The 13,238-nt window shown below is 30.4% G+C and carries 11 protein-coding genes; 2 read left to right on the top strand and 9 right to left on the bottom strand.

Features of this window, described 5'->3' with window-relative positions; translation table 11 throughout:
* Positions 1 to 13 precede the first annotated feature (13 nt).
* Genes KDK92_RS12825 through KDK92_RS12810 form a run of 4 tightly spaced genes read right to left on the bottom strand, consistent with a single transcriptional unit; the run spans position 14 to position 5,828 of the window.
* A complete protein-coding gene (locus KDK92_RS12825; RefSeq protein ID WP_250859683.1) occupies positions 14 to 1,606 on the bottom strand; it encodes a putative polysaccharide biosynthesis protein in 1,593 nt (530 codons plus the stop codon).
* A 9-nt stretch (positions 1,607 to 1,615) separates the two neighbouring features.
* Entirely contained in the window at positions 1,616 to 2,587 is a 972-nt protein-coding gene (locus KDK92_RS12820; protein ID WP_250859681.1) for an RluA family pseudouridine synthase, read from the bottom strand.
* Positions 2,588 to 2,600: 13 nt separating this feature from the next.
* Positions 2,601 to 3,779, bottom strand: coding sequence for a M20 metallopeptidase family protein (locus KDK92_RS12815; protein ID WP_250859680.1), 1,179 nt, complete (start codon positions 3,777 to 3,779; stop codon positions 2,601 to 2,603).
* A 12-nt stretch (positions 3,780 to 3,791) separates the two neighbouring features.
* On the bottom strand, positions 3,792 to 5,828 hold the full coding sequence (locus KDK92_RS12810; protein ID WP_250859678.1) for a cell division protein FtsA: 2,037 nt from the start codon (positions 5,826 to 5,828) through the stop codon (positions 3,792 to 3,794).
* Positions 5,829 to 6,316: 488 nt separating this feature from the next.
* On the opposite strand from KDK92_RS12810, the gene KDK92_RS12805 reads away from it, so the two are divergent.
* On the top strand, positions 6,317 to 7,537 hold the full coding sequence (locus KDK92_RS12805; protein WP_250859677.1) for a D-alanyl-D-alanine carboxypeptidase family protein: 1,221 nt from the start codon (positions 6,317 to 6,319) through the stop codon (positions 7,535 to 7,537).
* A 125-nt stretch (positions 7,538 to 7,662) separates the two neighbouring features.
* Here KDK92_RS12805 and KDK92_RS12800 read toward each other — a convergent pair whose 3' ends face one another.
* Together KDK92_RS12800 and KDK92_RS12795 are read right to left on the bottom strand one after the other, a co-directional pair.
* On the bottom strand, positions 7,663 to 9,069 hold the full coding sequence (locus KDK92_RS12800; RefSeq protein WP_250859675.1) for a NosD domain-containing protein: 1,407 nt from the start codon (positions 9,067 to 9,069) through the stop codon (positions 7,663 to 7,665).
* A gap of 414 nt (positions 9,070 to 9,483) precedes the next feature.
* Positions 9,484 to 9,654, bottom strand: a complete 171-nt coding sequence (locus KDK92_RS12795) for a hypothetical protein (RefSeq protein WP_250859674.1) — start codon at positions 9,652 to 9,654, stop codon at positions 9,484 to 9,486.
* A 345-nt stretch (positions 9,655 to 9,999) separates the two neighbouring features.
* Between KDK92_RS12795 and KDK92_RS12790 the strand changes: the two genes are divergently transcribed.
* Positions 10,000 to 10,815, top strand: a complete 816-nt coding sequence (locus KDK92_RS12790; protein ID WP_250859673.1) for a GNAT family N-acetyltransferase — start codon at positions 10,000 to 10,002, stop codon at positions 10,813 to 10,815.
* A 210-nt stretch (positions 10,816 to 11,025) separates the two neighbouring features.
* On the opposite strand, the gene KDK92_RS12785 is transcribed toward KDK92_RS12790, so the two are convergent.
* The 3 genes from KDK92_RS12785 to KDK92_RS12775 form a co-directional block, all read right to left on the bottom strand.
* Positions 11,026 to 11,592, bottom strand: coding sequence for a hypothetical protein (locus KDK92_RS12785; protein WP_250859672.1), 567 nt, complete (start codon positions 11,590 to 11,592; stop codon positions 11,026 to 11,028).
* A 215-nt stretch (positions 11,593 to 11,807) separates the two neighbouring features.
* Positions 11,808 to 12,212, bottom strand: a complete 405-nt coding sequence (locus KDK92_RS12780) for a 3'-5' exonuclease (protein ID WP_338115269.1) — start codon at positions 12,210 to 12,212, stop codon at positions 11,808 to 11,810.
* Between the two features lie 205 nt (positions 12,213 to 12,417).
* Positions 12,418 to 12,963: a GNAT family N-acetyltransferase gene (locus KDK92_RS12775; protein ID WP_250859668.1), complete on the bottom strand. Its 546-nt coding sequence runs from the start codon at positions 12,961 to 12,963 to the stop codon at positions 12,418 to 12,420.
* Positions 12,964 to 13,238 lie beyond the last annotated feature (275 nt).

The raw sequence follows: 13,238 nt of genomic DNA, 5'->3' as shown, positions 1-13,238 counted from the left end.
AAAGTTTTTCACTCTATTTTAAGAATTTCTTTGGAATAATTCTCTTTATCTTATTCGGCATTGCTTCTAATTCTTCTTTTGACAACCCGCCAATCATTAATATCACTATACCATAGGTTACTGCACCAATTATCACTGAAAGAAGAACAGCTAATGCATTTGATATGTAAGCTCCAAGTATCATTGAAAATATCATGAACATGAGCTTATTTGCTCCATATACAACTATTCCCATTATTACAGCTGAAATTAAAGGCTTAACAGTGCTGATAATAATTTTCACTTTCCCACCTATAGTCTTATTGATAGAAATTGTACTTAATATTACAATTAATAAATATCCTATTCCATTTCCTATTAAAACACCTATGTAGTCAAATTGAACTATAGTAAAATAATTGATAGCTAGCTTCAAAGCTAGTGCAGATACTGAAATTATTGTTATAGTATATAGCTTATTTATCCCTTGCATTATTGCTGTTTCAATTTGTATAATACTCATTAATAGTAAGATACCTGATCCATAAATCAACAGTGAAGCTACACCATAGTCATACTTCAACAAGTCACATATAGGATACGCCAATACACTAAGCCCAACAGCACATGGTATCGTTACTAGAAGACAAAGTTTAATAGAAAAGTCAATTCTATTCTTAACACGCTCTTTATAACCTTTTGCCATAAGCGCTGCTACAGATGGTAACACAGCTATTGCTAATGCCATTGCCAATGCTATAGGCACATTAATTAAAGAATTATATCGGAATATAAAACCATTGCTAACTTCAATAGCATTCTCAACAATACCAATACTACTCAAACTCTTTTCAAGAATCTTAGGATCCAAAATCAAACTTAATCCTTGAAGCGCCATACAAAAAGTTATTGGTGCGGCTTGAGATATGATCTTCTTAATAAGCATTTTATCTTCAGTATTATCAGTTTTTAATTCTCCAAGCTTATTTCTTCTGTAGTAAACTATCATGATTAATATTGCTAATAATGCACCAACTACAGTTCCAGTAGTTGCCCCAGCCACTCCAAAAATCTCTCCACTGTTCATGAGCAAAGCCGCTACTGTTAGACTAATAAATACATTAGCAACTTGTTCAAATATTTGAGATATTCCTGTAGGAGTCATAAACTTCTGGCCTTGAAAATATCCTTTATAAGAACTCAATACTGCAGTGATAAATATTGCTGGTGACAACACTTTTACAGCGAGAGCTATCTTTGGAAACCCAATCCATTCAGCAAAAATATTACTACCTAAAAACATTACTAATGATAAAAATGCACCAAATATAATCAATAATTTTCTTGAAAGAAGAAATATCCTATGGGCTGTTTTTTTATTACCCAATTCAATCTCTTCTGATACAAGTTTAGATATTGAGTTAGGTAATCCACTGTTTGCTATCATATAAAAATATACAAAGATCCCATAAGTGGCACCGTAATTTCCCATTCCATCCTCACCTAATATTCTATTCAATACTGGATGATAAACTACTGATAATAACTTTGAAAGTATACCAGCAATTGAAAGAATGGCGAATCCCCCAACAATACTTTGTTTTTTTATGCTACCCCTATTATCCATACTAACTCCTTAGAAACGCATTACATCTTTTTTAATAGTTTTAAATATTGGAGGTAAAGCAGCTGTAATTGTCTTATTATTTAAGTAAGAAAGCTCTTTCCCTTCCTCCACATTGAATTTATACTTATATGCATAAAGATATTGGAATTTCAATGCAAATTTATTATCGAAATACTCATTCACTTCTCTTATACCATATTTTCTATCACCAACTATTGAATGTCCTAATTCCTTTAAATGTGCTCTTATTTGATGACTTCTTCCAGTAATAAGTTTTATCTCTATCAAAGAGTTTACCCCAACACTCTCAAGAAGTTTAACTTCCATTGAAATCTTCTTGCTATCCTCAACTTCTTTTTTGTACACCTTAGAGATGTTTTTATCTTCATTTTTCTTTATATAACCTTCATATAATCCATCTTTAATTCTTCCATTTATAAGTGCTAGATAGTATTTATCAATCTGTCTATCTCTTATAAGTTCGTTCATCTCTTGCATAACTGTGAAGTTCTTACCAAATATTACTCCACCTGAAGTGTTTCTATCTAATCTATTACATGGAGCAGGTTTGAATGTAGTCTCTTCTTCTGGTCTATAGTCACCTTTCTGATCAAGATAAGATAGCACATGATCTGTAAGCGTTGGAATACCTGAGTCATCACTTGAATGAGTTAATACCCCTGGCCATTTTTCAACTATAAGAATATTATTATCCTCATAAATCTTCTTTAATTTATCCTTATCAACTTTTATATGTTCGCTTGTTCCAATCTTCTTTGCCGTTTCAGAGTTTATGTATTTAGCAGTAAACACATCTCCTTCACATAAAACGTAGTTCTCTTTTGCTTTCTTTTCATTAATTCTGATATCACCTTTTCTAAGTGCTTTATATAGCTTACTCATAGGAACATCTTTAAATAATTTTCTAGAATATTTATCTAGTCTTTGTCCTGCTTCGTTCTTACCTATTTCAATTCTCATATTTTTCCTCCGTCTATTCATTCAAGAATTCATATGCAGCTCTGCATTGAATTGCAACTCCTAACTCTAAGCAACTCTCATCTATATCAAATTTACAGTTATGAGCTGGATGTATTATTCCCTTTTCTTCATTTCTACTTCCTAGGAAATAAAACACACTTGGTCTTTCCTTTGCAAAATACGCAAAACTCTCGACACCCATATTAGGATGTTTTTTTATTAAAACATTATCCTGACCAATTATATCATTTGCACAGCCAATAAGCAATTCTACCATATCTTCATTATTGATTAAACAAGGGTAACTCTCAAAGATCTCAACCTCTGCTTCCCCTCTCATGGTCTTAGCTATTCCTTCTACAACTTCTTTAACTCTATTTTTAACATATTCCCTGTGTTCATGTGAAAGAGTTCTAATTATCCCTTCTAACTCAACACTACCAGGAATAACATTAGCTGTAGCTCCCCCTGATATCTTCCCAACTGATATAACACATGGTTCTGTAGGAGATGTCTCCCTGCTCACAATATCTTGAAGAGCGATTATTATATTAGAAGCAATAACCACAGGGTCAACTGTTCCATGAGGTCGTGCTCCATGGCCACCTTTTCCTTTAACAGTAATCTTAAAGGGATTAGAAGCCGCCATCGCTGCACCATAATTAACTCTTATTTTTCCTACCTCACATTCCTCATCCACATGAAGTCCAACTACAGCCTGAACATTATCCAGCACGCCTTCTTCAATCATAACTCTCGACCCACCAACAGTCTCCTCTGCAGGTTCAAATATTAATTTAACACATCCCTTTAGTTCATCTTTATGCTCATTTAATATCTTAGCTGCTCCTAAAAGTACTGCGGTATGCCCATCATGTCCACATGCATGCATACATCCCTTGTGTTTTGATTTAAACACTACTCCACTTTCCTCTTCAATAGGAAGAGCATCCATATCACCCCTTAAAGCAATACATTTTTCCTTCTCAAAATCTTTGTTAATCCATGCACATATTCCAGTCTCAGCCATTGTCACATATGGTATTCCCCATTCTTCCAGATATGATATGACCTTCTTCTGAGTCTTATTCAATCCAAATCCAATCTCAGGAATCTCATGCAATTCTCTTCGTATGTTGATAATTTGCATTCTTATATTTTCAGATTCTCTTTTAAAATCTATTTTACTCAATAATTTCACCTCTTACTCCCAGAATATCTTTATCTCATCCCCATCACTTAATTGGTCATAATAGCCTGCATTTTTCCCATTAAGTGTCATACTTAGTTTTCCTTTTGATGTTGTAAGATCAAATTTAATATAGTTGAACACATCCACAAAAATATATTTTTCTCGTCCACTCATTCTATGTTTTTCATCATTCACAATTACAGTAATCATATGTTCTTCCTGTTCCACAATACTAGAAGTTGTCTCTTCATTTATATTTCCTTGAATCTCTTCTTTATCTTTTAAACTTTCATAAGCAACTTCTTCATATACATCTATAGTATTGATTCTTTCCCCTTCTTGTACAATATAATCCTCATTAAGCGTTTTTTCTTCAGATTGTATTTCAATAGCTTCTTTGATTTCAAATACCCTTCTTATATTCTTTATACTACATTCATCTTTAACCTTAACTATATCTCCATCCTTAATTAATGAATCTAATGTTCCTAGGTCTCCATTTAAGATTATCTCTGGTTCGTAATTTTTAAATTCTCCATCAAGATAGAATGATGTTGTATTCACAAGCTTAATATAATCACTAACTTTTGGAGTTGCATCCTCTCCATCCACAGAATACTCTAATAAAATCTCATCACCATCTTTGATAATAGTATCTAGGCTACCCTTAGAATTATTAACAGAAATCACTGCTTCTTTTGGCATTCCTCCAAAAGCAACTCTTTGTCTTTCATTAAATGTAAACTTAACACTCTTCCCTTTTTTACCAATGAGACTCATAGGATCAATACCTGCTTGAAGTAACACATCCATAACCGCATGATTATAACAATTAAATAATGATATAACCTCACCATTTAAATTTATATTTATAAAATCATGACCTGAGTTCTTAACAGCCATAAGTCCAATACCCAGAACTGTAACTCCTGTACTTCCTAATGACTCATCTGCCCCTTCACATTCAATAACAGCCTCTCTACCTTTAACAGCAACCCTCTGGGAAACTAGGTTTAATTTAGTAGTGATTTCTTCTTTCAATCCTGGAGTATGTGCTCCTCCTCCTACAAGGAATATTGCATTTGGCGCCTTTCCCCCATTTAACTCAATAATTTTTGAACATATTCCTTCACTTATTTTCTCTACAAGAGGGCTTATCAATTTTGTAACGTCTTCTCTATTAACAGAATTCTCAAATCCCATGATATCTATATATGTAACACTCTCTTGGTTTAAAAGTCCACACTTTATTTTCTCAGCAGTATTAAAATCAGTTAAGTAGCTCTGAGAAATCAATTCGGTAACTTCATCTCCAGCCATAGGAACCATCCCATAAGCAACTACACTCTCCCTTGCGCATATGGCAATGTCTGAAGTCCCTGCCCCAATATCAACAAGTCCAATATTAAGCAATCTTAAGTTTTTAGGAACTGCCGCTTCCATAGCCGCAATTGGTTCAAGAGTCATATTCATAACTTCAAGATCTAATTTATTTACAACAGTATATAAAGATTCAACTACTGACCTTGGAAGAAATGTAGCTATTACCTCACAACTTATCTTTTCCCCTTTATGTCCTTGAAGATTACTTATTAAATACCCGTTTAGATAAAAGTTTTTTACACTATACCCAACACAGTATAGTCTTCCTCCTGAACTTTCAGTTATTCCTTCTTCTGCTTCCCTAACTGCTGTCATCTCTAAACTCTTGATGATCTCTTTTGTAATCTCTTTATCTCCTTCAACTTCTAATTCACTTTTAACCTCAGTAGTCTTTAAAAGTCTACCCGCTGCTGCCACCGCTACTTTCGTAAGCTTAAATCCAAGTATACTTTCTAATTTTTCTTTAACCTTCTGAACTCCCTCTTTTACAAGTTCTATATCATGAATCTGTCCATCTACCATTGCTCTATCTTCATGTTCTATTATTTCCTCGCAAATAACTGAAAACTTCTTACCTCTCATAACCCCCACTGTACCAATTACAGTTCTCGTTCCAATATCTAAAGAGAATATAACATCCTTAGGGTTTACATTAACACCACTCATTTATCTCCCTACTTTCTTATCAGTTCTCGTCTAAATAGTTCTCATCTAAATAAATTATATATTATGGTAACTCTTCCTTCAACAAATACCTATATATATTAGATATCCTATCATTATTTAAAATTACCATAACAAAGAATTTTCTTCTAATATTATTATCGAAAACTATTTCAATTTCTTTCTTATCTTACAGCATATTCAAATAATATATTTCCACAACTCCATAGATTGTTTATATTATACTACATTTATTCCCTATTCTTTAGATATCTACAATAAAAACTTTCACCACTTCCTGATGTACCTACAATTGTTACTCCATAGCTTTTTAGAATTTCTCGATATACTTACATAGAATAACCACTTTCCCTCATATTGTTTTATTTTACAACATTCTCCTGATATATTATAATAAAATAGATTAAATTTTTTAAATATCTCATTCAAATGTTTTCTAAAAAAATTTTAATATTGTTCGGAGGTCTATTATGAAAAGCATAAAGAAATCATTATCACTATTACTTACTATTTTTGTTTTAACAGTAAATCTCGCCTATGCAGATGAAGAAACTAATGAAACTTTAAATTTGTCAGTAACTTCGGCAATATCCTATGATATGGAAACTAGAGAAATAATTTATACTAAAAATATTGATAAAAAAATCTATCCAGCTTCTATAACTAAATTGATGACTGCTTTACTTTTAGCAGAAAATATGAAAACAACTGATATGCTAGTTTATACTGAATCTGCAGCCCAGCAACCAGCCTGTTCTTATAGAGAAAACATTGAATATGTAGCGATTGGAGATAAAATGCGTGCTGACTACATTATGGACGTGCTTTTATTATATTCAGGAAATGATATAGCTTATGTAATCGCTGATAATGTAGCTGGAAGCACAGAAAAGTTCATTGAAATGATGAATGAAAAAGCTAAAGAATTAGGAATGGAAAATACTCATTACGAAACAGCTAATGGATTAGATAGAGATTATCCAGAACATGTAACAACAGCATATGATTTAGTGAAGTTACTTACTGCCGCCTATGAAAATGAATGGGTTAGAGAAACAATGAATAAACAAAAAAGTATTGTAAAAACATTAAACACGCCTAGTAGAACTATATCTAATAGCAATAAAAACTTGAATATAAACGGCTGTATCGGTGGAAAAACAGGATATACCGATAGAGCTGGAAGGTGTCTTGCTACTATTTACGAAAGAGATGGAAGAAAAATTATATCGATTGTAATGAAATCAAATGATATTTTTGGAGATACAGAAAAATTAGCCGATTATAGCTATAATGCAAAGAAAGTTACTTATATTCCAAAGGGTAAAATTATAGAAACCATTAAACAAACCTATAATCCTTTAGCTTCAGTAAACGTATCAAAAATCGCAAAAATTCCAATCTATCTTAAGGAAAATATAAAATACTATAGAAATGATATCACACCTGAAGTTACTTATAATATTTCGAATATAGACGTATGGACATTAGATAATACTAAGCCAGTTACTACATTAACTTTAACTTTGAGAGATTACTCACAACAATATAATACATATTCTGATTTTTCTATAAAAGATATTATAAAAACTCATGTAATGGAGATATTGAATAAATTATTCCCCAAAATTAAGTTCAATAAAGATCATATACAAAACATAGTAGATAAACCTGAATTTAATTATATATAAAAAAGGCGCATTTCGCGCGCTTCTAATTTTTAGCATTCATCTACCAAGTACAAAATATGGGGGATGAATGCTAATTATATTCAAAACTTCTTTATATTTTTTCATTTAAGTTATTTGAACTTGACTTACACACCATGAATTTTAAACTCCATTTTCATAGTTTTATTTAATTCCTTTTTATCTATAGATCGCACATCTTTAACCCATAAATTATAAGTTTCACCCTTATTGTACTTATTAACAGGAGTAATAGTTATACTAGTGTCATCATTTTTTTCTATTGTTACATCTACTTTTTTACCATTTTTATCTAATATGTAAATATTCTCAGATGTTATTTCATTAAACAATATTGATTTATTAAATTCTATAGTCCAAATTTTATCTTGTAAAACCCTATCTTCAGATGGTAATTCTATGTAATCCTCGACAATAACCTCACATTCCGCCTTCTTATCACCATTTTCTGTTTCTACTGAAATTATGGCTCTACCCTCTCCAACTGCTGTTAATTCTCCATTTTTAACCTTTACAACATTTTCATTATTCGTTAACCAACTAATATTCTCATTAGCTTTTTCAGGACTTATTGAGTATTCAATTTTTTTACTTTCACCCAAATTTAATATTAAATATTTCTCTATAAAACTTATCTCAGAAACATCAATATTAATATCGGGTAATTTTCCAATTTGGTTTTTAAGATACGGTTCGTACCTCACCTTCGTATATTCATAATCATCATAAAAATCAAATATCATTTCTTCAATTTCTTCTTTATCAGTCGTTCCCCAATAGTTATAATAAAAAAAATATTGATCATTTGCATTTTTAGTATCTACTTGCAAATTATACTCATCATTATTATATATATTATTCCTTCTAATATAATTTTTTTTCAAACACACACCTTGATATATGCCAATATTGTTATTGGTTATATTACAATTACTAATTGTAGTATACTCTGATCCCTTGATATTTACCCCTATTTCATTGTAAGCCAATATACAATTTTGTATCTTATTTGATTCACTTGAATAACAAAGTTCCAAAGATATACCTACATCATTATTTATTAATTTGCATTTATCTATAGTGTTTGAATGTGCAGTTTCGTATTTCAAATGTACTCCGTTTTCAGAATTCTCAACAACACAATACTTCATTTTATTATAAGCGCTCTCAATTTTTATTCCTTTCCACCTTATATTTGTGCCAGAACTAAATTTTATATTTTCCTTCTCACTTCCTTGAGCAATTATTTTGCCTTTGATATCTAGATAATAATTTCCGTCAAATATAACTTCAACTCCTGGTTGTATTTTTAAAGTTGCTCCTTCATCAACTAAAACATTACCTTCTACAATATAAGGACTATATTTTTTACTCCAAGTAGTACTTTTACTGATTAATTCACTTACTTCTGTAGCTTCATAAGCATAAACCTTTTTGGGGTTTAATATTATTAACCCATTAATAAACAAAGCAATAATAAGTATTACTGATACCTTACTTTTATTTCTATACATGATTTTTCCTCCAAAATTATAAATTATAATCAACAAATTACTTTAATTGTTATTTTAACCATCATCCATTATAACATAAATCTCAGAGAATTTTATTAAAATTACTCATTTTAACACTCATCCGTCCCAGTAGAGGTACTATATATTTTTTTGCACAACAAAAGAGATAGTTTTTCATTACACCTATCCCTTAAAATAGCAACTTTATGAAATTATCGAATTAACTTCTCAACCTTATGAAACCCCTTATTTATTGTAACTCCAATACACTAATTGACTCTCCTTCAATTCTAAATTCCATTTTCATGGTTTTATTTAATTCCTTTCCCTCTAATGATTGGATCTTTTTGATTAATAAAGTATAATCTCTAGCCTCATTACAATTTTTAACACGAATACCATATATTAATTAAATTACACTATAAATAATACCCATATAAGAACTATCGCACCCAAAATCCAACCAAACCATGCTAAATACCTGAAAACTTTTGAATTTTGTTTTGAGTGTACGCTTGGGTCTGTCCAAGGTGATGGAATAGCTGTAATATCCTTTGGTTTTTGATCCTCCTTCTTCTTCTTCAAACTTTTACCCTCCTTCTAATATTTAAATTACTTATATCTTTTTTAAAATTGCTATATAATTCAACAAATTTATTACAGGAACTTTCTTTTCATACCACTCAAAAAATATGATTATTTTAAAAATTCATTTACAATATTAGTATAACATACTTATTTTGTAAATAACTACTTATACAGGCTATTAATACTCATAAGTCCCTTTAAAAGACCTGAAAATGTTAAGTAAAAAACAATTATCAACTATTCTGAACCTAGAATATACATATCAAATAGTATATAATACAAATATTATGGATAATAGTTGCAAAATTGTAAATATAAATCCAAAGAAATGAGGGGAAAATTATGTATAAAGTAGATAGTAATTTTGAAAAATTTAAAAAAGTGTTTAGTTCAAATATTAATAAATTTGTTTTTGAATCAATTATCGAAGGAAATACACCAGGAGAAATATACCTGAATAACTTAGAAAATCCTGAGTTATATGTAATTTTTGATAAAGGTAACTTTGTACTATACGTTGGAGGCGAGACTGCTACTCATAAAGAATATGATAAGTGCATCAATTACATAAAAGAAAATATCTTAACTGAAAGTTTGAAAAAAGACTTCTATAACTATGTTAAAATTTCTTATACATCAGATATATGGAAAAATGTAATGTTAGATATATTTAATAACTTAACAGTTCATCAACGTAAAAGAGTTTTATATAAATATAATCTACATAACAATGATAATAAATTTCTAGAAAATCATTCCAGTGAAATTAAACCTATTAACCAAGAATTACTTAACGACAGTAACTTAGAAAATCTTAAAATACTAAAAGAAGAGATAAAAGGAATGTGGGGAACTGTTGATGGTTTTATTAAAAATGGGTTTGGATATTGTGCTTTTAATGGTAAAAGATTGATATCCTGTTGTACGGCTGAACTTGTTAGTAAAAATCATTGTGGAATAGGTATCGAGACTATCGAAGATGATCAAAAAAAAGGTGTAGGAACAGCCCTTGCAGCAAATATTGTTAAAGACTGTGCTCAAAGAAACTTAATACCTCATTGGGATAGTTGGATAGATAATTTGGCATCTGTTAAAATAGCCGAAAAAGTTGGATTTAATAAAATTGAAGAGTACGAAGTACTTGTAGTTGAGTTTTAGATGTTGTAGTACTAAACTATAATGGAGTGTGCACTATTATGTATTAATATAATAATAGATTGTATTTTATCTAATTAGCAGATCAGTTCCAAAAAGAACTTGTATTTATGTGCAAGTTCTTTAATTTTAATTCAACATAGATAAGTATGGAACAAAGTAACTATCTGTTCTATCATAATCATCGGGAGTTTTCTTCCTTATACTCACATCTCAAAGAAAAAATCTAGTATATTGTCTATCCTTTATCTGAAAATCACCATAAGAAATTTCATCATTTAAAAATATATCCCTATCCAATTCAACTTTTCTATCCAGTTTCTCTTCATCTGCCCAAGAAGCAAATACTTCAATAAACTCACCATGATTCAATCTTTCTCTTATATATTCAAACAAAACTTTAAAACATTTATTATATCTATCTCCTTCACCATAATTCCCCTTAAAATAATAACTACAATCAAAATTTCCAAATACAGGCGCAAGATCATACACAAATTCATTCGTGAAGTGATGTTTAACCATCTCAGCTCCATTACTTAACTCTCCAATATAAATCCCCTTTGCATCCTCTTCTGTGTCATATATCATGAGGCCTTTCTTAACCTCATCTAATGACTTACCCTCATATATAGGAAATTCACATTCAATCTCCCTAGTTGAGTTAACAAGTATCTTATATGTACTGATTATCTCAACTTCTTCTACATCCACCTTCTTCGTTCCAAAAGTACCTATATCTAATTTTCTTGGCGATGCAATATAATAAAATTGGCTCATATATTTTTCTCCTTCAATATCTTATAACTTCTGAGTTTTCTGTCGATGAAAATAAAACAAGCTCAAGGAACAAGGCGAAAGAGCAACGGAATGTACAAGTAGTACATGAACATCACTATTCCCCTCTCCCACTGCTTTTTAAATTACACGATTAAAATTTCTCGAAGAGAAATATCCATCATTCTACATTATCCATTGTCAATTCTACATTTGTTTTATATTTTAGTAATCATATCATTCCTCAAAAGAACCATAACATCAAACTTTCTCTTAGTATTATTAGCAAAAACTATTTCAATCTCTTTCTTATCTAGATATGATATTTCTCCAAGCCCAAAGGATATATGCTTAACCTGTTCTCCTACCTTATAATCATCAGGGGTTTTCTCCCTTAGTACTCCCATTTCAAAGAGAAATCTTGAAGGGTCCATACTTCTGTTTCTCATAAATCTGCAGTGGTCAAGCCATAGATTTTGAGAGGTTCTTGTTATCCCTACATAGAATAATCTTCTTTCCTCTTCTATGTTTTCGTGCATACTTTTAACATATGGGATTATTTCTTCATTACAATTTATAATGATTACGTTTTCAAATTCCATACCTTTGACACCGTGATGAATTCAAGTAGAACTCCTATAGGTAAGAGATGTAGTCATTGTCCAGATTTATTAGTTAATTCGTTCCAGTCATGTGTAATTTTATACTCCATAATAATTTCAAATTATATTGAATCTAGCATTAAGACATAATTGTTGTACATCAATTAGTTTCTTTATTTAATCATTAAATAAAAAAAGTATGTCTTACCACAACTAAAGATTATACTTATTTAACTAAAGAAATATAATCTGACTTAATAATCCCCATATAAATATCACTACAATAAGTACCATTAATTAATGCGCCTTCTCTGTCTATACCTTCTTTTATAAATCCACATTTCTCATAACATTTTATTGCCCTTGTGTTATAATCTAAAACCCTTAAATATACCTTGTGATATTCTAAAACTTCAAATGCATGTTTTAATACCATTTTAGTAACATTTGTTCCGATACCACAACCATACACGTTGTAGTCATATATTTCAATGGAGAATCTCGCTTTGTTATCTTCTTTATATGGTCTAAGACCAACGACTCCAATGCAAGTACCATTATACTCAATAACCCACTTACATGGATGTTGAATTATTTTTTCATACCATTTGATAGCGTCGTCCATAGTGAATCCGCCCAAATTACTAATATTACCACCACACATCATAACACATTCCTTGTTTATTCCTAACTTCGCACGGATAGCAATATCTTCTTTTATTGGTTGACGTAATATGATATTATCGTTTTCTAATTTTATAGCACTATTCACACCATCATCTCCTCAAAATATAAATATCCTTCGTTATATTTAACTATTTCGTTGTAATTAATATATTTCCTTTATGACACTATACAAATATTTCGTGCCTCAGTTACTTGTACTATTTTACCATAAATCCCCTTGTAAGTTATTACAAAATAAAAGCAATGCCGTTAAATTGAATTTTAACCTCGTTTATAATCAAAATAAAGAACATCCTATTTGAATGCTCTTATAATGTTTAGTTTTTAATTCTATACTTTTTCTTAATTCACTCAACACCT

Origin of the sequence: Oceanirhabdus seepicola (assembly GCF_023684385.1) — a bacterium.
Taxonomy (GTDB): Bacteria; Bacillota; Clostridia; order Clostridiales; family Clostridiaceae; genus Oceanirhabdus; species Oceanirhabdus seepicola.
This window is presented reverse-complemented; position numbering and strand designations above follow the sequence as displayed.